The organism is Fictibacillus arsenicus (assembly GCF_001642935.1).
In the GTDB taxonomy this organism is placed as follows: domain Bacteria; phylum Bacillota; class Bacilli; order Bacillales; family Fictibacillaceae; genus Fictibacillus; species Fictibacillus arsenicus_B.
Genome location: NZ_CP016761.1, coordinates 618879 through 638695 on the forward strand (window position 1 = coordinate 618879; position 19817 = coordinate 638695).

Genomic DNA, 19817 nt, shown 5'->3' on the forward strand with positions numbered 1-19817 from the left:
CAGGAGGAACCAAAAATGGCAAAATTATTTGAAGGACATTTAGTTGGATCAGGATTAAAAGTAGGGATCGTTGCAGGACGCTTTAATGATTTTATTTCAGATAAATTAGTTTCTGGCGCACAGGATGCTTTCAAAAGACATGGGGTTTCAGAAGAAGATGTAGATATCGCCTGGGTTCCAGGAGCATTTGAAATTCCATTAATCGCGAAAAAGATGGCGGACAGCGGAAACTATGATGCCGTTATTACGTTAGGAGCTGTCATCCGCGGATCGACGCCTCATTTTGATTATGTGTGCAACGAAGCTGCTAAAGGTGTAGCGCAAGCATCAATGACGAGCGGTGTGCCTGTCATTTTCGGTGTATTAACAGTAGATTCTATCGAACAGGCTATTGAAAGAGCTGGAACAAAAGCAGGAAACAAGGGCTGGGAAGCTGCGGTTTCTGCAATTGAGATGGCAAACCTAACTCGCCAGTTTTCATAAAAATAGGTATAGATAACCCGTCACATTGTGGCGGGTTTATTTAAATTAATGGCTGTTTTTGGTTAACTTTGTTGCTATTGAAAGTGGTTGACTTCCGCTCCAGGATGCTCGCTTTCCGGGGCGTGCGGTGAGCTAAGCTAAGACTGCGGGGGATCATTTGTCTAGCTGCTGCGGCTAGCTTCTCAGTTCTGTCCCTTTTTTTATGTAAAAACGAAGGACTTTGAGCGAAAAAGGAAAATTTTGAGCGAAACTAAAGGCAGTTTGAGCGTAGCGAGACAATCTTGAGCGTAACTCGGCGTTTTTGAGCGAAACCTCAATGAGTCTGAGCGAACGTGTAATAAATAAAAGAACACGTACCGTGAAATTGCATCTGCCAAGGACATGAGATACTTATCATATGGTAAATGGCCATGAAGGCTAAAGCGCTATCTTAGCCCACTCACCCATTCACCCATTCACCTTATGCTTACCGCGGATTTATCAAGAGTCCAGCTGATCCTACCCGGCGTCTCGCACCTTGCACTCCAATCAACTAGTCAACGAAGGACCTTCACAAAAACGAATTAATAGCAACATTCTTTTAGAAAATAGCCGTATTAATAAAAAGAAAAATTGGACACACATTTTTAAATTTCATGACATATATTAACAAGTAAATTATTTTATTTAGCATATCTAAAATGAATTGACATAGTTATTAGAATAGTGTTAAGATTACCAAAGTTACAAACTACAAAATTATGGAAAGGATGGTTGTGTCATGGTGAAAGAAATGATTGTTTCTCAATTAACGGTCTGTATTGCAATGGGCAAAGACTCTACAATTTCATATCATGGCCTGCCGGAAGAGTTGTATTAGGATTCCTTTCTCTTAGTTTTGTCCGATCTCTATACATATTCAATACGCAGGTCACTCCAGTCGTGACGTGTGTTTTTTTATGGTTATTAAAGCATATCGCCTTCGAGTGGTATGCTTTTTTATTTTCATTTGCACGAAGAGGCTGCTCTTCTTTTGCAATATATAAAAAGGCTGTTCTCTGAAAAGATTGTTGCTTTTGCTCTTTTTTCCATTCACTTCATTGACAAGTTGATTGGAGAGCAAGGTGTGAGACTCCTACGGGATCAGCGTGCCAGCTACCTGAGTATTCTTCTCGTAAGGCATGCGACGAGGAAGCCCGCTTCAGCAGAATTTTCTCGCAGACGCAGGAGCAGTACTTTCGTGGCTCACCGCACGCCCCGTGGAAAGCGAGCAACCAGGAGCGGAAATCAACCACTTTCAAGAGCAACAAAGTTTTACGGAAACAGCCCATAAAAATCTGGAGGTAAAGGAAATGGAAAATGGAGTGTTAATGGTGTGGCTAGAACGCAAGGATCATACACTTTTTGGGTAGCTCAGTTTTTACAAATTGTTTAATAGAAGACAGCGAGATAGAGAGGAGAGAACGATATGTTTTCGGTTTTAGGGAAGTTAGCCTGGTTTTTTAAGAGGCATTGGATACGGTATACGGTGGCGGTTGTTCTGTTAACCGGTGTTGGAATTATTGAGATTATTCCTCCTAAACTAATAGGAAATACAATAGATTCCATTCATATGGGTACGATCACTAGAGAAGATATGATGAAAACTCTTGGAATTTTTGTGGCAGTACTGGTATCGATGTATATCACGATGTACATCTGGATGTACCAGCTTTTTGGAGGCGCTTTTATTATAGAACGAACGATGCGTTCAAGATTCATGCGTCACTTATTAAAAATGACTCCTACATTTTTTGAGAAAAATAGAACAGGAGATTTGATGGCACGTGCGACAAACGATTTAAAAGCCATCTCAATGACTGCAGGATTCGGAATTTTAACACTCGTTGATTCGAGTCTTTTCATGCTTACGATCTTGTTTGTAATGGGATTTATGATCAGCTGGAAATTGACGTTTGCAGCTCTTATTCCGCTGCCGGTTATTGCATTTATTATTAAAAAGTACGGTAAAAAAGTGCATCAGCGTTTTACGGTTGCACAGGATGCTTTTGGTGAAATGAACGATTCGGTTCTGGAAAGTATTCAAGGAGTCCGTGTTATCCGTGCTTATGTACAGGAAGAAGCGGATGTAGAACGCTTCAATAAAGTAACCGAAGACGTTTTTGAAAAGAACCTTGCTGTTTCAAGGATCGATGCTCTTTTTGAGCCAACCATTAAGATTCTTGTAGGGATGAGCTATTTGATCGGATTAGGTTATGGAGCATACATGGTTTTTCATAATACGATTACCCTTGGAGAACTTGTTACCTTCAACGTCTATCTAGGTATGCTTATCTGGCCGATGATTGCAGTGGGTGAATTGATCAATGTTATGGAACGCGGAAGTGCTTCACTCGATCGGGTAAATGAAACGCTGGCATATGAAGCAGATGTTAAAAATCGTGAGGATCTTGTTCCTTTATCAGATCCGGGAACGATTAAATTTGAGGATGTCACGTTCCGATATCCTTCATCAGAGTCTCATAACTTAAAAGATATTAATGTTACGGTTAAGAAAGGTGAAACACTCGGAATAGTAGGACGTACCGGAAGCGGTAAGACAACATTGCTTAAGCAATTGCTGAGAGAATATCCTGTTGGTGAAGGGAGAATCAGCTTCTCTGGTGTTGACATTGAAGATATCGCCTTAGAGGATCTTCAAGGCTGGATCGGGTATGTACCGCAGGATGCGATTCTATTTTCTAAAACCGTACAGGAAAACATATTGTTCGGTAATAGTTTAGCAGATACGGATAAACTGAACCATGTTATGGAGATGGCATCATTTAAAAATGATGTTGAGTATCTCCCTGAAGGCTTAAATACCCTTGTTGGAGAAAAAGGTGTAGCTTTATCAGGCGGACAGAAACAGCGTGTTTCTATCGCCCGTGCGTTATGTGTTGATCCTGAAATATTAATTCTCGATGATGCGCTTTCTGCAGTTGATGCAAAAACAGAGACGGCTATTATAGGAAATATTCGTAAAGAACGTGCGGGTAAAACGACATTTATTACAACGCACAGATTATCTGCAGTTGAACACGCAGACTGGATCATCGTCATTGATGACGGAATGATCGTGGATGAAGGCAGACACGAGGATTTGATTGCACGAGATGGCTGGTATAAAGAGCAGCATGAACGCCAGCAAATCGAACAAAACTTAAATGATAATAAGGCGGTGTAGCCATGAACGTTGGAAAGCGCCTGTTTCAATACGCACTTCAATATAAAAAGAACTTCATTCTAGGATTGCTCATGCTGACTGTTGCAATAGCAGCTGAACTGACTGGACCATTTATCGCTAAAACAATGATTGACGATCATATTCTTGGTATTGAAAAACCATGGTATCAGGTGAGTGAAGAAGAAAAAGCGGCAGTGAAGTACGATGGAAACTGGTATAAACGAAGTGATCATTTTGATCAGGGAGAAAATAAAGGAAAAGAAATACGGGTTGTACAGGTGAAACGTGATTATTTTGTAATTGATCAGCCTGTTTCAATTACCGGTGAACGATCAGCTGAAAATGGAGAAGTGACGATTTCTTATAAAGGAAAATCTGAAACTTACCTGGCGGATAAGCTGAGTCTAGGGGAAACATTCTCTTTCTATGAACCTGAAATTGCAGGGATCATGAAGCTTATGATGATCTATTTAGGGTTGCTTATATTCGCAGCATTCTTTCAGTATGGTCAGCGCTATATGCTGCAGCGATCATCAAACTTGGTTATCAAAAAAATTCGCCAGGACGTATTTGCTCACGTACAGCGAGTAGCGATCACGTATTTTGATAATCAGCCAGCAGGTAAAATCGTTTCTCGCATAACAAACGATACTGAAGCGATAAAAGAACTTTTTATAAACGTACTTGCGAACTTCTTTACGGGAATCATCTATCTGACAGGTATCTTTACAGCATTGTTCTTGCTGGATGTTAAGCTTGCAACGATCTGTTTGATTCTAGTACCGATACTGGTAGTTTGGATTAAGATTTACCGCAAGTTTGCATCAAAGTATAATCATAAAATCCGTTCTACACTCAGTGATATAAATGGAATGATAAATGAGTCAATAAACGGTATGACTATCATTCAGGCATTTAAGAGACAGAGGGAAACAACGGAAGAGTTTGAGACAATGAATAAAGAATACTTCACGTTTCAAAACAAACTGTTAAGTCTGAATGCCATGACAGGACACAATCTAGTATTATTCCTGAAAAACCTTGCATTCATGGCCTTTATTTGGCACTTTGGAGGTCAGGCACTTGGTGTGGGATCAGCTATTTCAATAGGGGTTCTTTATGCTTTTGTAGATTATTTGAACCGAATGTTCCACCCCGTTACAGGGATGGTGAATCAGCTTGCTCAACTAGAACAGGCACTCGTTTCCGCTGAGAGGGTTTTTGTATTAATGGATGAACCAGGTCAGACGGTTACGGAGAACGAAATCGCTCGTTATAAAGGAAATGTAGAATTCAAGGACGTTACTTTCAGCTATGTGGATGGAGAACCTGTGCTGAAAAATATTAACTTTGAAGCAAATCAAGGTGAAACAGTAGCACTTGTTGGCCATACCGGCTCTGGAAAGAGTTCAATCATGAACTTGCTTTTCCGTTTTTATGACATTAAGCAGGGCAAAATTATGATTGACGGCAAGGATATCATGGAACTGTCAAAACAAGAAATGCGTCAGCATATGGGGATTGTTCTTCAAGATCCTTTCTTGTTTACAGGAACGATCGCATCTAACGTTAGCCTTGATAATCCCGAAATTACGAGGGAACAAGTAGAAAAAGCATTAACTGATGTTGGGGCAATGCCTTTTATTAATAACCTTCCAAAAGGGTTGGATGAACCGGTTATTGAGAAGGGAAGTACGCTTTCTTCAGGACAGCGACAGCTGATCTCATTTGCTAGAGCACTTGCATATAATCCGGCGATTTTAATACTGGATGAAGCAACAGCAAGTATTGATACTGAAACAGAAGCTGTCATTCAGGAGGCACTTGATGTATTGAAGCGGGGAAGAACTACGTTCATTATTGCTCACCGCCTTTCAACGATTAAGAGTGCAGACCAGATCCTCGTTCTAGACCGCGGTGTAATTGTGGAACGCGGAAATCATGATGAACTGATGGAGCAAAAAGGACGATACTTCCAAATGTATCAGCTTCAGCAAGGAAAGACAGAAAAACGTGCTGAAAAAACAGCTTAATTGCTCTGTAGATATGGTAAATAGATTTTTTTGAGCGCAGATAAGGTGATTTTGAGCGAAACGGGATGGATTTTGAGCGTAGCTCGAGCAGTTTGAGCGTAACTAGCCGTATTCTGAGCGTAAACAGCCATTCTTGGGCGAACGTGTAATAAATAAAAGAACACGTACCGTAAATTACAAAAAAGAGCTGATTCAACCGAGGTTGAGCCAGCTCTTTTTCTTGTATTAATTTTCTTCTTTATTCTTTTCATCCATTTCATCGTTTTGTTCGCCGTCATCTACACCGTTATCCTGATCGACGCCATCACCGCAAGCAGTTAATCCACCTAATGTTAACATCGCTGCCAAAGTACCGGCTGCCCATCTTTTTTTCCACATGTGAACCACTCCTCGTTTCATTATTTTTAATAATAGTTATTTTTGCTTACTTGAAGATACCCTTTTTGTTGTCGATAAAACATAGTAGTGACAAAATGTGATAAAAGTCACATCGATTCGCTAAATTTTGGATTAGATTAAATAAGTGATTATAAAGGAAGAAGGAAAAGACAATGGCTTCGATCTTGAGCATCTTAACTAAAAAAGCTGAAAAAAACTCTGTGCTGAATTTATCAAATGATTTTATTAATGAAGTGAAAATTAACGTACCGTCAGACAGTGAGTGGCAGAAGCAATTAAACATGATTTCTCTTACACTGGAAGATCTGTCTCTTATCAGGTCGCTAAAGCCCTTAATTTCAGAAAACATTGAGGAAATTGTGGATCAGTTTTATAAAAATATTGAACACGTTCCAGGTCTTCTGCAAATTATTCAAAAACACAGTTCAGTCAACCGTTTGAAAGTTACACTGATCAAACATATTCAAGAAATGTTTGATGGTGTCATTGATGATATATATATAGACCAAAGAAGAGTAATTGCCCACATTCACTTTAAAATAGGATTACAGCCTAAATGGTATATTTGTTCTTTTCAAGATATGCTGCTTTCGATTCTTTCAATTTTAGATAAGAACATTGAGAGTAAAACTGAATATCAGCGTGCGGTCAAAGTAGTCACGAAAATCTTGAATTTCGAACAGCAGATTGTTTTAGAAGCTTTTGAATTTGAACAGATTAAAGAAAGAACACGTCACGAGGAACAGAAACAGCAGATCACCCAATCTGTGGGCAATTCAGTAGAAGAGCTGGCAAGCATCTCAGAGGAAACAAGTGCTGCATTGCAAGAACTCACGTCTAAAGCAGACGAAGTTGTTGTTTTCGCAAAGGATACAGCTGAATCAGCGGGAGAAGTTTCAAAGAATTCACTAGCAGGTAAAAATAAACTCGAAGAGCACCAGCAGATGATCAATAAAGTAAAAGAGTAGTCTGAACAGATTTCTGCAGAGCTCGTAAACCTTGAACAGGCAACCGTTAAAATCAATGATGTGGTTGATATTGTAACAGCTATTGCTGAACAAACGAACCTTCTTTCACTGAATGCCGCAATTGAAGCGGCGAGAGCTGGAGAAGCAGGTAAAGGGTTCTCGGTTGTTGCTCATGAAGTCAGAAAATTAGCTGAACAGACTAAAACTTCAGTGTCTGGTGTATCAGATCTTGTGAAAAATACTCATAAAAGGATTGAGGCTGTCTCGGAATCTGTAGCAAGCATCCATCACTTCATTAATGACAGTGTTTCTGAAGCTACGGAGATAACGGATTTCTTTAATGCGATTTTATCAAAAATGGATGAAAGCACGGAGAGAAGCGGGAAACTTGAAAATGAAGTTGAATTAATGGCAGAAGTAGTAGAAGAACTCAGCCATGCAGTAGGACAAATCGCTATTTCTGCTGACTCACTTTCAGATGTAACAAGAAGCATGCAAGACTAAAAAAAGAGGGGCTGCCAAAAGTAAGTTACCTTACTTTTGGGACAGCCCTAATTTTTATTTACTACATATTGAGCTCTGTTTGTTTCAAAGGATACGATATCCGAATCAAGTCTTATGTCCGTTATTCCGTCAATTGGGATTTCGTATGTTATTGCAGGAAGTTCTACTTGACTGCCTTCTTCAGCTGCATAAGCTGTTCCGTGTAAAAACAATATGTGGTCTCCTAGATATTCATCTTCTGCATCTCGCTGTTCGAATGTTGCCTTCTGAAGGGAAATCCTTATTTGATCAATATCTCCTGTTTCTTCCTTGCGTATTGAAATTTGATTTCCAGCCCAGCCGTTAATTACATCTTTAAGTTCAATTATTTTAGTATCAGACATTGTTTTCACCTCATTATCAATTTTCCCGTAATCCGTAATCTTAAACCGAAGAAAAAGCCCCTTTTAAAAGAGGCTTTGAATCAACGAGGCTTTATATCTGTAATCTTAAATGTTCCCCAAGGTGCGACTCTTACTGTAACAACCATGTCGCTTGCTTGCTGCTCTAAAGTTTTCCCGGTATTTTCCTCTACATAATACCGTTCTATTCCATAATTGATCTGCATCTGTTCAGAAGTATCTCCCCATATTCTTTCAGCCTGCCCTTTTAATATAACCTGATGATCTTTTACTTCAGGTTTATCAGGATATACACTTTGAACTTCATAATAACCTTCTTTATTTTCTTCTAGCACAACAAATGCGGTACGCTGTCTGCTTGCTAATAAGTGTGTTTCGCCTTTCCATTTAGAAACAGGAACATTGCTGATATCAAAACGAAGAGTAACATAATCGCCGTATAATATATCTCTAGGATCTACGGGAACGGTTTTTATTTTGATATCTTTGCCAAAATAATCGATGCTGTAGTAGCTTCCGGCGATAAATAGTAAAAATAAAACTTGAAGTATAGCCGCTATGATCCAGCCTCTTTTTTTATTCATGATGCGGCCCTCCATTTTTCAGAATTCGCTTTTTCTTGCGCTGAAGGAAACCATTAAGCATAAATAACAGAATACCGCCGATTAAGAAAAACATTGATTTCGGCATGAAGGCCCATGCAAGGTTAAAGTACCCCATTAAACATACAAGCAAGAACAGAACGATTCCAAAATTAATTTGCGAGCGATTTTCGTTCCTGTACCCCTCTGCCAGCATGAAACCAGAGTATGCAAACATAACAACTAGATACAAAAGACCAGTCAGCAGTGGATCTGCCACTTTCGCTAAATAGAAATAGGGAACGAAGATGATTAATTCCCATGAAGGCAGATAAATGCTTTCTTTTCTTTTTCCGAGAATTGCTAAGGCAAAAATAGCGATCAAAGCAGGCAGGTAAAACGCAGGGTTCGGAAATTCAAAATCTGATAAAAATTCATTTGTGAGCGTGAAATACAAACCGTACGCAAAAGCAAATCCGATTAAAGACCCCATCCGTTTAAACGATTGTTTAAATAACGATTTATTAATCCACATGCCAGCTGTATATAGAGCAAACCCGAACAAGAAGAACCATAGCAGGTTTAGATCTTCAATAATAACTAACAAGAATGCTTGAATACTTAATCCGATTGTAAAAAGCCAGGTTTCCAATGTTCTTGGGTATAAAAAAACAAAACCTCCAATACTAATCAAAAAGATAACAAAAAGAAAATAACTAAAGTTATTAAATTCCCCCATGCTGTACAACTGTCCGCCTATTGTTAATACAGCTAAAAGAAAGAAATACAGCTTGTGTCTGTCTCGAAATAAATAGAATACGGCGGGTAAGCTCCAAAACACAAAAAGCCTTGCATCTGTGGCAGTCAGGTGAAAAGTTTGACCTAACAAAATAATACTTGCTCCAAAGGTCACGATTCCAAGAAGATTAAGCGATGTTCCCAGAGTTTCATTCCCTTTTTTAAGATATTTATCACCGGCTGCATAGAAACTGATCATGATTATTACTAAAAGACCCAGCCTTGCTAAGGGAGGGATGTCACCCCAATTTGATGCAATAAACGATAAAATACCGATTGCGATTAATATGCTTGCTAAAACAGGTAAAATCCCAGTAGATTTTTTCATTTCTTTTGAATCTGGATAACGGGCAACGATTAAATCAAGCTGGTCAGATGTAATAATTTTTTCTTCTACCCATTTTTGTCCTTCTTGTTTCATCCATTTTTGGTTCATCTTATCCCCACCTCACCAAAAGTATATGTAAGCATTTATGGATTCAGATTAGAAAATTAAAAGTTCTCTATAAGTGTAATATTACACTAAGGCAATTTGGCTATCAAGAAACAAAATTGGGATTTAATTCGAACTATTTATTGTCGATATAAAATTTTAGGAACAGCCTAAAAGTCGGCTGTTCCTATCAAAGGTTACTTTTTATCTTGAACATAATGAACAATTTTTAATACGGACTTTCGAGGCAGGAAGCGAACCAAGTTAGCTAAAGCTTTATTTTTAAAACCAGGAATCTCTAGTGATTTCTTTTCCATCAAAGCTTTATATCCCTCTAGGGCAACTTTATGGGCGTCCATAGCTCCTGACTGAAATAGTCTTGATGACTCAAGGCTCGCTCTTTTTTCGAAGTTTGTTGCTGTAGCTCTTGGACAAAGAGCGGTTACACTGACATTAGTATTTCTTAGTTCGTAGTTAACAGCTTCTGAAAATGAAAGTACATATGCTTTAGTTGCATAATAAACAGCCATTAATGGCCCAGGCTGAAACGCAGCGGTTGAGGCTACATTTAAGATTTTTCCGGAATTGCGTTTGATCATTCCGGGAAGAAGCTGTTTTGTTAAGGCTGTTAAAGCCATAATATTTACTTGAATCATATCTTTTTCTTCTTTCCAAGATGTCTCATTAAAAGGTCCGTATGCTGCAAAACCAGCATTATTAATGAGCACTTCAACTTCAATGCCAGCTGAGGCGAGTTCGGATGTTAATTAATCTGCACTTTCAAGAATACTTAAATCTTTTGCAGCAACTGTAACTTTTACACCATACGTCGCTGTTAGTTCATTAGCGATCTCTTGAAGTCTTGATTCGTTTCTGGCATTAAGCACGAGATGGTAACCATCTTTAGCAAAAAATGAAGCAAACTCTAGGCCGATTCCGCTTGAAGCACCGGTAATTAATACTGTTTTATTCATAAAGGTTTGGCTCCTTATAATTTATGTTTATATGTTTAAGTATATCGACATATTAACACATATTTAAAAAATAAATAAACAAAAAGCCTCAAAAAAGGTATGATGAAAGATGTATGAATATTTTGATAAAAGGAGGTGCGCAACATGAAAAACGTATTGATTGCAAAACATCCTGCAACAGGAGCAACGATTGATCAATGGCTCGAAACGGATATACAGCAAGTTCCTGAAATGTATGAGAAAGCATCGTCAGCATTTAAATTTTGGTCCAGCCGTTCTTTGGAAACCAGGCTTTCTTTTATAACGAAAATGAAGCAGTATCTTCTGGATCATATGGATGAAATCGTTGAAGAAATATGTTCAGCAACAGGGAAAGTGAAGACAGAAGCTCTGACTGCAGATCTTATGCCAGTCATTGATATTCTGCAGCACTATGAAAAGCGCGCACCAAAAATATTAAAGCGAAAAAGGGTATCAACACCGCTGCTTTTTGTAGGAAAGTCTTCTTATGTGGATTATTTTCCTTTAGGAACGGTTTTAATCATCTCTCCATGGAATTATCCGTTTCAGCTTTCCATGACACCTGTTATATCAGCCTTAATTGCTGGTAATTCAGTGATTTTAAAACCTTCGGAAGTGACTCCTACCATTGGTTTATTAATAGAAAAAATCGCAAGGGAAATTAATCTGCCTAAAAACCTGCTGCAAGTTGCGCATGGCGGTAAAGAACTCGGTCAAGAACTTGTTTCGGCGACACCGGACAGTATATTTTTTACAGGATCTGTTGAAACTGGACGAAAAATCGGGATAGAAGCAAGCAAGAGGTTTATTCCATACACGCTTGAGCTTGGGGGAAAGGATCCGATGATTGTATTTGAAGATGCCCCTTTAAAAAGGGCTGTTCATGGTGCGATATGGGGCTCCTTTACTAACGCTGGCCAAGTATGTATGTCAGTGGAGCGTGTATACGTTCAAAGCTCGGTTCATGGAGAATTTATAGACCGTCTTGTAGAGGAAACGAAAAAGCTGAAGATGGGTGAAGACGTTGGTTCTTTAACCTTTCATCAGCAAAAAGATATCATAAAAGATCATGTGCTGGACGCGATCGATAAAGGAGCATTATTGCTGACTGGCCAACACCCTGATAATTGGGGGGATAGCATGTATATCGAGCCAATGATATTAACAAATATCACGGAAGACATGAAAGTTGTCAGGGAAGAAACGTTTGGTCCTGTAATGCCAGTCATTGCTTTTACTACAGAGGAAGAAGCGATTCAAAAGGCGAATAATACGGAATTCGGCTTAAATGCAAGTGTCTGGACGAAAGATAACGGAAAAGCGAACCGCGTTACGTCAAAACTTGTTACAGGTAATGCCGTGATTAATGATGTTCTTGTTTCGGTAGCAAATCCTCATCTGCCGTTTGGGGGCGTCAAAAGCAGCGGCACCGGTAGATATCATGGTGATGAAGGACTATATACTTTCTGCCGGCAAATGTCGGTTATGAAAGATCCTGGCATTAAGCAAAAAGAGATTAACTGGTATCCTTATCAGAATAAATATAAAAAAGTACGGACTCTTATACAGGCATATTTTTCAAATAACAAACAAAAGGCAGAGCTATTACGTTCATTCTATAAACAGCTGCTTAAAAAATAAAAGCGATTCAGCATAGAGCTGAGTCGCTTTTTTTAGGCTGTTTTCGTTAACAATGTTGCTCTTGAAAGTGGTTGATTTCCGCTCCAGGATGTTCGCTTTCCGCAGGGCGTGCGGTGAGCCTCCTCGCGCTTTGCGCCTTTAGGAGTCTCACCTGTCCGCTTCATGGAAGTATCCTTGCTCCTGCGTCTACAAGTATATGCTACCGATGTAAGCTTCCTCGTCGCGTGCCTAACGAGAAGCTTCTCAAGTGGTAGGCACGCACCTTGCTCTCCAATCAACTTATCAATGAAGAAAAAGAACAAAATAAGCTAGAAGCCGACAATTTTTTATAAAGACCTTTTATAGAATACATTCTTGTTCAATGATGTTAATCAGTTGTTTAAGCTGCACAACCGTTTGATCCAGCGTTAAAAAGTAAAAGATTTCTTTTCCCCGTTTTTCTGTTCCAACGATTCCAGCTTCCCTTAAAATTTTTAGATGATGGGAAACAGTCGGACGTGACATGGGTGATTGGTTTGCTATATCTGTTACGTTCATTTTTTCTGCTTCAGCTAAAAGTAAAACAAGATCTTGCCTGACGGGATCACCAAGTGCTTGAAATAAAGGGATTGTTTTACGGAACATTTCAACTGCATATTCATTCGACATCATTTCACCAACTTCGTTTCGTTTCAACTTCCTATAACTCAGTATAAACCATTCAAACCAATAATGAAAAAATCCTTTTTGTGTGGGAAGAACACTATAAATTGCCAGGAAGAACAGCGCATACAGAATTTGTGAAGGAAACACAATATGAATAAGGGGGTGAAACAAAATGGCAAGACGAAACAAATTAGTGGTACCTGGTGCACAGCAGGCTATCGATCAAATGAAGTATGAAATTGCATCTGAGTTCGGTGTAACACTTGGACCAGATACAACAGCACGTGCTAACGGTTCTGTCGGCGGGGAGATGACGAAGCGTTTAGTTGCGATGGCACAACAACAATTAGGCGGATCTCGCTAACACTATACAAATCATGGCTGTAAAGGGGTGGAGTAATCCACTCCTTTTTATAAAGGATATACGAAAAAGGAGTAAAATGTTATGGCAATGTGCCCGATATGCAATAACTTTCAAACGATAAATGTCCGCTGTCCTGAATGTGGAAGAGCTGTCCAAGATCAGGGAAGAGTAAGTGATTTTTTTGATGATTACAGTCCTTACATGGAAGTGGATGAACTGAAGCTGGAAGATGGCTATCCAACAGATTTTAAAGACAGTCAATGCCCGCATGTCTTTTATTGTGATGCCTGTCATCAGGAGGTTCTTTTTTTTATTGGAGAATGGCAATAAGCAGCCTTCATATCCTTGCCTAAGGACATGAAGGCTATTCGCTTATTCTGATTCTGCGTTCCATTAAAACTCTTAAACCATCCAGTAAAGAAGTTAAAATCCAATAAATAACCGCCGCTTCTAATAACACGGGCAATACAATCAGCTGTGATGCACTGATTTGATCTGCCATAAGTGTTAACTCTGGAACCGTTATGACTGACGCTAGAGATGAAGCTTTTACAATATCGATTAAGGAGTTCCATACAGAAGGAATCGATATTCGCCACGCTTGCGGCAAAATGACTTCTTTATATGTCAGATACCGGTTCATTCCTAATGAAAAGGCAGCTTCCCATTGTCCTTTTTCAATAGATTGTATGGCGCCGCGATAGGATTCAGCGATATATGCACTGAAATGCAGGATCAAACCGGCTAGTGCAGCTTGCCAACCCTGGGGTACATAAATAAATGTAAATCCGTTATAAAGAATCAGTAATTGAATTAATAATGGCGTTCCTCTAAAAAAGGAAATGTATCCTTTAGCAAATCCCGATAGAATCTTGCTTGATGACATTCTGCATAAGGCGATGACGAGCCCGAAGATAAGAGCTCCCAAAATAGAAAATAAGCTGATGAGGATAGTAAAAACAGCTCCCTCCAGCAAATAGGGGAGGGAGTTGATCAGAATCTCTGATAGGTTATTCACTTACATCTTCTCCAAAATACTTTTCAGAGATCTCTTTTAAAGTGCCGTCTTTTTTCATTTCCTCAAGAGCTTTATTTACTTTTTCAGTAAGTTCTTTATCTTCTTTTCGGAACGCGAATGCCATTTCGTTCTTGTTGAATGGTTCACCTACAGCTTTTACTTTATAATCGGTTTTCTTTAATTCCGTTAAGATGAACAGCTGATCGTTCATTGCTGCATCAACACGATTGACATCAAGGTCGGTTAAAACTTGTGCGATACCTTTGTAATACTTTATTTTTGCTCCAGCTTTTTCAGCTTCTGCTGCATAGTTGCTTCCTTGTGTCGTTCCAACTACTTTTCCTTTTAAGTCATCAATACTTTTAATATCATTATTGTCTTTGTTTACGATTACTTGACCGCCTGAAACCGTATATGGATCTGAGAAAACATATTTTTGTTTTCTTTCATCTGTAATCGTTACTTGGTTTGCAACAAGATCGAAACGCTTTGAGTCGAGTGACGTAAACATGTTTTTCCACTCTGTCGCTACAAATTTTGGTTTCATATCAAGTCTTTTTGCTACTTCTTTCGCTACTTCAACGTCATAACCGGTAATGTCATTCGTTTTCTTATCACGGTATGAGAATGGCGGATATGTAGCTTCGGTACCAATCGTCAAAACTTTTTTATCTTTATCAGTGCCGCTATCCTTAGATTCATCAGATGTGCCGCATGCTGATAAAAGAATAGCTGAAAGGGCTATTGCCAGCATAAATTTAAGTGTGTTTTTCAATAGAAGTCCTCCTAGTCGAGAGTTAATCCCGACAATTTTTATAGAATTAATTGTAATAACCCTTTTCTTTTTCGTCAATCATTAAACATTTTCCCCGAGAAAGAAAAAAATAACAGGGAATTTTGTTCTATTTCTTGACTGGGTATACTTAATCACATAAAAACTACGGACAATCATATAAAAATAGGCATTAATCACATAAAAATGGAGAGTTATCACATAAAAACAGGACCTCACCATATATTTTTTCCATTTCATGGTAGTGAGATACTTTAGCAAATAAAAGAGCCCTGCTTCAAATAGCAGGGCTCTTTAAAAAGGTATCTTAACGAATGCGAAGTTCTGTTTCTTTATCAAAGAAATGTGCTTTGTTCATATCGAATGCAAGAGAAATGCTTTGTCCGTTGCGGATATCCGTACGAGAATCAACACGTGCAATGAAATCTTGTCCGCTTACTGTTGAGTAAAGGAAAGTTTCAGCACCCATTAATTCAGCAACATCGATTTTCGCATCAATCTTCGTGTTTGAAGAAGATTCTAAGAATACAGGCTCATCATGAATGTCTTCAGGGCGAATACCAAGTACGATTTCTTTCCCTGTATAGCCTTTATCCTGAAGGACTTTCATCTTGCCTCCTGGAACTGCGATCTTCATGTCACCGATCTTAAAGAAACCATCTTCTAAAGTTCCGTTCAAGAAGTTCATCGCAGGACTTCCGATAAATCCGCCAACGAAGATGTTTTCAGGCGTGTCATAAACTTCTTTTGGAGATCCAACTTGCTGGATGCGTCCGTCTTTCATAACAACGATACGAGTCGCCATCGTCATTGCTTCTGTTTGGTCATGCGTTACATAAATTGTAGTTGTTTGCAGACGCTGGTGAAGCTTCGTGATTTCTGCACGCATTTGAACACGTAGTTTAGCATCCAAGTTAGATAAAGGCTCATCCATTAAGAATACTTTTGCATCACGAACGATTGCACGTCCAAGTGCAACACGCTGACGCTGACCACCTGAAAGAGCTTTAGGTTTACGATCTAAGTATTGTTCAAGACCAAGAATACGAGCTGCTTCTTTAACACGCTTATCGATTTCGTCTTTGCTGAACTTACGCAGCTTAAGGCCGAATGCCATATTGTCATATACGTTCATGTGAGGATATAGTGCATAGTTTTGGAATACCATCGCGATGTCACGGTCTTTTGGTGCAACATCGTTTACAACGCGCTCGTCGATTACTAGCTCACCTTCAGAAATTTCTTCAAGACCAGCGATCATACGAAGAGTCGTAGATTTACCGCAGCCAGATGGACCTACGAATACGATAAATTCTTTATCAGAAATATCAAGGTTGAAGTCATGTACAGCTGTTACTTTGTTGTCATATCGTTTAACGATGTTATTTAACTTAATTTCTGCCATTTTCAAAAATCCCCTTCCGATGTAAACGTTTTCTTGATGTTTTAAGTTTACGCTTTCATTACCCGAGCGTAAATGGACGACTTGCCCAAAATAAAAAAGCCTCTTTATGCAAACTGCACAAAGAGGGAGAAGGGCTATCTGGGATCGAGCCTCCTAATTAATAGGCTTCCAGCAGCAAAGAGAACAAAGAATGGCAGGAATATAGCGATTAAACAGATTGCAGCAAGGTGGGGGTTTTCCACACCATAATCCGCTACGAATCGGGTAATGCCGTAAATATTAAAGATAATTTCAAGCATCAGCAAATTAGAAAGAAGAATCCAGAATATATTCTTTAGCTGGCCAAACAACTGTGCTGCCGTATTTTTCAACACATAAGCAAGTAATATGTATATATTCTTTAATCCTTTTCCTTTTGCGAATTCCACATATATCTTAGTTGATTCTTCCTCCATCGTTAAGATTAGGTACTTAATTACATACAGTGTCGGGAGGATAGATATTGCAAGAGTGGGAAGAAAATAAGCTTTTGTCTTGTACACATTTACAATATTGAACATAAGCAGTCCTGTATTTTTATAAACCCATATAACTGCCAATTGCACGAGAATGATGACGAAAACGTCAGGCAAGGTCTCTATAGCCAGAATACACTTTTTAATAAAATTTCTGACGAAAATAGGGAAAATCATATACAGAATTGTAAATGAAATGCCAAATAATAAACTTAAGAAAAGTCCTCCTATTAAAAAGGTAATCGATTGTGGATATACTTCCATTAACATGGGCAGCAGAGGCTTATTAATTCCACCATTGTAAAAAGTGGTGTTCGTTATATCAATGAGTTGAATCACTGTAGTTTTGATCTGATCCCAATAAGCTAAAGGCTGAAAAACAATAGAGTTGACTAAAAAAGAGTTATTTGTCATTTGGCCAGTATCAATTAATCTAGTGTTGTTCATCAAAATAGAATAATCGAAAATTAAAACAGGCAATGATGTAAATAAAATGATTCCGGTTAAAGACAGCAGTAAAAAGAGAACCAGTTTCCATAGCAGGCTCATCATGATGCATTCACTCCTCTATCTTTTAATGGAACAAAAGAAGGAGATTCTGCTTCTGGCACGATTAATGTTTTTGTTCTTTTTATCTTTTTGTAAGAATTTTGATCAGCTCTTGCAATCCCGGAAACCATTAGGTTAATAGCTATAATACAAATGACAAAGCAGCAAACAGGGGCTATTACTAAAACGGGGGCTGCATAATAAGCAGGCCAGTTTTGAACAATTAATCCGCCCCATTCATGTGAATCTGAAAAAGTTCTCATATAAGTAATTTCAGTGTTGGAAGGACCTGTTGCAGTATAGGTAATCTCATGAAACCCTCCGATGAAAATTTTCAAAAACGCTAGATGGGCGATAATAGACAGAGTCTGCCCAGCTTGTTGTACTGTAAGAAGCAGCAGTTTAGGAGAAAGACAAGGAAGGATATGTCTATAAAAAATATGTACCATCCCGCCTCCTAAGAGGTGTGCGTTTTGAATATATTCCTCCTTCGCTAAAATAGAAATCTCATTAGCGATTTGTAAAGACAAAATAGGGAGAGTTAGGCAAATTAATACGATCATGGTCACAGTAAATTGTGTGAGATCAGAGTAGCTCCAGCTAAATACAATGAGAACTGGTGCTATTAATAAATAAGCAAAGATAGATAGTGGAGCAAAGTAAAAAATATTATATAAATGGCTCAATACTTTTTTAAAAAAATCTGGGACGGCTAGAAGAATAAATGCACCAATGACAGACAATAGCATCCTTCCTAAAGTAACTAGTATGACAAGCCCTAATGTGTATTTCGCTCCTTCTACCAAGACGTGCAGATAATTATTTCCGTCTTGATCTGAACCAAGCGGGTATTTATCATTCGGTTTAAAAGGTGCTTTATCGATAATATTGCCGCTATCATCGTATAAAATTTGAGATGGGGTACTAGGTTCTTTTATAGCAGAAAGAATAAAGCTTCCGATTAGGATGGTCAGTAATATCAAAAAACCGCATAAAAAATAGGGCTGTTTTACATATTTCATAAAATTTTTATCCCCCTAATTCTTCTATCTCTTTAATGTTTTAAGAATTCTAGAAAGATATAAATATTCCTTTTTTTTGTAAAAAAATGACCGCTTCTTTTATTAGAAGCGGTCACGTTCCAAAATTATTTATAACTGTTCCAGTGACAATATGGCCATGTATACAGAAAGAGCATTCTTAAACTGTTTTACATCGATCCCTGTTCGATCAAAGAACTTATCCACTCGATACTGCAGGCTGTTGCGGTGAATGTATAGCTTCTTTGCTGCAAGTGATATGTTCATGTTGCATTCAACAAAAACTTTAATTGTATTAACAGTTTCTTTGTCTTCTTCCGTCCATTCGGCCAGCAGCCCTGTCAATGTTTTGTGTGTGTTGGGACTCGCTGTCTGAAGCAGCATCAGGGGTAAAAGATCGGCAATGGTATAAACCGCTTTGGGCTGCAAAAAACCTTTAACGCTTAAAAAGTCATTTTTTTCACGATCATATATTTCTTTTGCCAAAGCTAGATCTGATTGAAATAAACCAATATAGATTGACAAATCCATGTAGAAATCAGTAGACAGCGTATCTTTCAAAGCTTCGTAAGGTGTGTCATTAAACTCTTGTTTAGATGTTTCAATAATTACTCCGCTCTTGTTGCCTTCATTTAAAAGCAGAACAGCTTCTTCAGGAAAAAGTCCACTGACAGCCTCTGAGAAAGAGGTGTAATCAAGAATGGGCTGTTTGCTGAAGAAATGAATAAAACGATAGAATCCTTGATCGTTAACTTTGTTTTCACCTGAAAGGATTTTCTTCCACTTTAACTGAACAGGTGTATACTGAAGAACTGACTCATTCTCATATGTATCAAACATACTTTGCAGCAGCTGTACTTCTGATTCTGAAAGTGCAGATTGCTTTATGCCAAATGGTTCTCCAGTATGTGTAGTGAACCACATGTACCCCGATTGATTTGAAAGGTCAGTAGTTAACGCCTCTCTATAGTGATTCTTTAATTTATTGAGCATCCTATTTCATATCCTTTCAAGGAAAAGCTTGTTATTATTATAGCAATGTTATGC

Annotated in this window: 19 protein-coding genes and 1 pseudogene; 8 read left to right on the plus strand and 12 right to left on the minus strand. The window is 38.5% G+C overall.

What is annotated here, in order from left to right; genetic code table 11:
- Window positions 1-15 precede the first annotated feature (15 nt).
- The 3 genes from ribH (at window position 16) to ABE41_RS03455 (ending at window position 5721) form a co-directional block, all read left to right on the plus strand.
- Window positions 16-483, plus strand: coding sequence for a 6,7-dimethyl-8-ribityllumazine synthase (gene ribH / locus ABE41_RS03440; RefSeq protein ID WP_066286530.1), 468 nt, complete (start codon window positions 16-18; stop codon window positions 481-483).
- Window positions 484-1930: 1447 nt separating this feature from the next.
- Window positions 1931-3688 (plus strand): ABC transporter ATP-binding protein, encoded by a 1758-nt coding sequence (locus ABE41_RS03450; RefSeq protein WP_066286536.1) that lies wholly within the window; start codon window positions 1931-1933, stop codon window positions 3686-3688.
- A 2-nt stretch (window positions 3689-3690) separates the two neighbouring features.
- Window positions 3691-5721, plus strand: a complete 2031-nt coding sequence (locus tag ABE41_RS03455; RefSeq protein ID WP_066286538.1) for an ABC transporter ATP-binding protein — start codon at window positions 3691-3693, stop codon at window positions 5719-5721.
- Window positions 5722-5946: 225 nt separating this feature from the next.
- On the opposite strand, the gene ABE41_RS21195 is transcribed toward ABE41_RS03455, so the two are convergent.
- The gene (locus tag ABE41_RS21195) at window positions 5947-6099 is read right to left on the minus strand and encodes a hypothetical protein (protein ID WP_172827325.1); all 153 of its coding nucleotides are present in this window, start codon (window positions 6097-6099) and stop codon (window positions 5947-5949) included.
- 173 nt (window positions 6100-6272) lie between these two features.
- Here ABE41_RS21195 and ABE41_RS20475 point away from each other — a divergent pair, with 173 nt between their 5' ends.
- Window positions 6273-7088 carry a protoglobin domain-containing protein gene (locus ABE41_RS20475; RefSeq protein WP_083207634.1) on the plus strand — a complete coding sequence of 272 codons (816 nt, stop codon included), beginning with the start codon at window positions 6273-6275 and terminating at the stop codon, window positions 7086-7088.
- A 9-nt stretch (window positions 7089-7097) separates the two neighbouring features.
- On the plus strand, window positions 7098-7592 hold the full coding sequence (locus tag ABE41_RS20480; RefSeq protein WP_083207635.1) for a methyl-accepting chemotaxis protein: 495 nt from the start codon (window positions 7098-7100) through the stop codon (window positions 7590-7592).
- Window positions 7593-7639: 47 nt separating this feature from the next.
- On the opposite strand, the gene ABE41_RS03465 is transcribed toward ABE41_RS20480, so the two are convergent.
- The 4 genes and pseudogenes from ABE41_RS03465 to ABE41_RS03480 all read right to left on the minus strand — a co-directional run bounded on the left by ABE41_RS03465 (window position 7640) and on the right by ABE41_RS03480 (window position 10779).
- The gene (locus ABE41_RS03465; protein ID WP_066286539.1) at window positions 7640-7975 is read right to left on the minus strand and encodes a protein YmzB; all 336 of its coding nucleotides are present in this window, start codon (window positions 7973-7975) and stop codon (window positions 7640-7642) included.
- 80 nt (window positions 7976-8055) lie between these two features.
- Window positions 8056-8577, minus strand: coding sequence for a GDYXXLXY domain-containing protein (locus tag ABE41_RS03470; protein WP_172827326.1), 522 nt, complete (start codon window positions 8575-8577; stop codon window positions 8056-8058).
- A complete protein-coding gene (locus ABE41_RS03475) occupies window positions 8570-9808 on the minus strand; it encodes a DUF2157 domain-containing protein (protein ID WP_066286541.1) in 1239 nt (412 codons plus the stop codon). Before ABE41_RS03475 ends, ABE41_RS03470 begins: the two co-directional genes overlap by 8 nt.
- A gap of 194 nt (window positions 9809-10002) precedes the next feature.
- Window positions 10003-10779: pseudogene (locus ABE41_RS03480) on the minus strand (SDR family NAD(P)-dependent oxidoreductase).
- Window positions 10780-10923: 144 nt separating this feature from the next.
- Between ABE41_RS03480 and ABE41_RS03485 the strand changes: the two are divergent.
- The gene (locus ABE41_RS03485; RefSeq protein WP_066286543.1) at window positions 10924-12441 is read left to right on the plus strand and encodes an aldehyde dehydrogenase family protein; all 1518 of its coding nucleotides are present in this window, start codon (window positions 10924-10926) and stop codon (window positions 12439-12441) included.
- A gap of 339 nt (window positions 12442-12780) precedes the next feature.
- On the opposite strand, the gene ABE41_RS03490 is transcribed toward ABE41_RS03485, so the two are convergent.
- On the minus strand, window positions 12781-13089 hold the full coding sequence (locus ABE41_RS03490; protein ID WP_066294557.1) for an ArsR/SmtB family transcription factor: 309 nt from the start codon (window positions 13087-13089) through the stop codon (window positions 12781-12783).
- Between the two features lie 169 nt (window positions 13090-13258).
- On the opposite strand from ABE41_RS03490, the gene ABE41_RS03495 reads away from it, so the two are divergent.
- Entirely contained in the window at window positions 13259-13450 is a 192-nt protein-coding gene (locus ABE41_RS03495; RefSeq protein ID WP_066286545.1) for an alpha/beta-type small acid-soluble spore protein, read from the plus strand.
- An 81-nt stretch (window positions 13451-13531) separates the two neighbouring features.
- On the plus strand, window positions 13532-13780 hold the full coding sequence (locus tag ABE41_RS03500) for a hypothetical protein (RefSeq protein ID WP_066286547.1): 249 nt from the start codon (window positions 13532-13534) through the stop codon (window positions 13778-13780).
- Between the two features lie 34 nt (window positions 13781-13814).
- Here ABE41_RS03500 and ABE41_RS03505 read toward each other — a convergent pair whose 3' ends face one another.
- The 6 genes from ABE41_RS03505 to ABE41_RS03530 all read right to left on the minus strand — a co-directional run bounded on the left by ABE41_RS03505 (window position 13815) and on the right by ABE41_RS03530 (window position 19763).
- Window positions 13815-14468 carry an amino acid ABC transporter permease gene (locus ABE41_RS03505; protein WP_066286550.1) on the minus strand — a complete coding sequence of 218 codons (654 nt, stop codon included), beginning with the start codon at window positions 14466-14468 and terminating at the stop codon, window positions 13815-13817.
- The gene (locus ABE41_RS03510; RefSeq protein WP_066286552.1) at window positions 14461-15243 is read right to left on the minus strand and encodes a transporter substrate-binding domain-containing protein; all 783 of its coding nucleotides are present in this window, start codon (window positions 15241-15243) and stop codon (window positions 14461-14463) included. Before ABE41_RS03510 ends, ABE41_RS03505 begins: the two co-directional genes overlap by 8 nt.
- 325 nt (window positions 15244-15568) lie before the next feature.
- Window positions 15569-16666, minus strand: a complete 1098-nt coding sequence (locus ABE41_RS03515; protein ID WP_066286554.1) for an ABC transporter ATP-binding protein — start codon at window positions 16664-16666, stop codon at window positions 15569-15571.
- Between the two features lie 134 nt (window positions 16667-16800).
- Complete coding sequence (locus ABE41_RS03520) at window positions 16801-17733, minus strand: ABC transporter permease subunit (protein WP_066286555.1); 933 nt, start codon at window positions 17731-17733, stop codon at window positions 16801-16803.
- Window positions 17730-18752, minus strand: a complete 1023-nt coding sequence (locus ABE41_RS03525) for a hypothetical protein (protein WP_066286556.1) — start codon at window positions 18750-18752, stop codon at window positions 17730-17732. The genes ABE41_RS03520 and ABE41_RS03525 overlap by 4 nt, the downstream gene beginning before the upstream one ends.
- A gap of 129 nt (window positions 18753-18881) precedes the next feature.
- A complete protein-coding gene (locus ABE41_RS03530) occupies window positions 18882-19763 on the minus strand; it encodes a PucR family transcriptional regulator (protein WP_066286558.1) in 882 nt (293 codons plus the stop codon).
- Window positions 19764-19817: the final 54 nt, after the last annotated feature.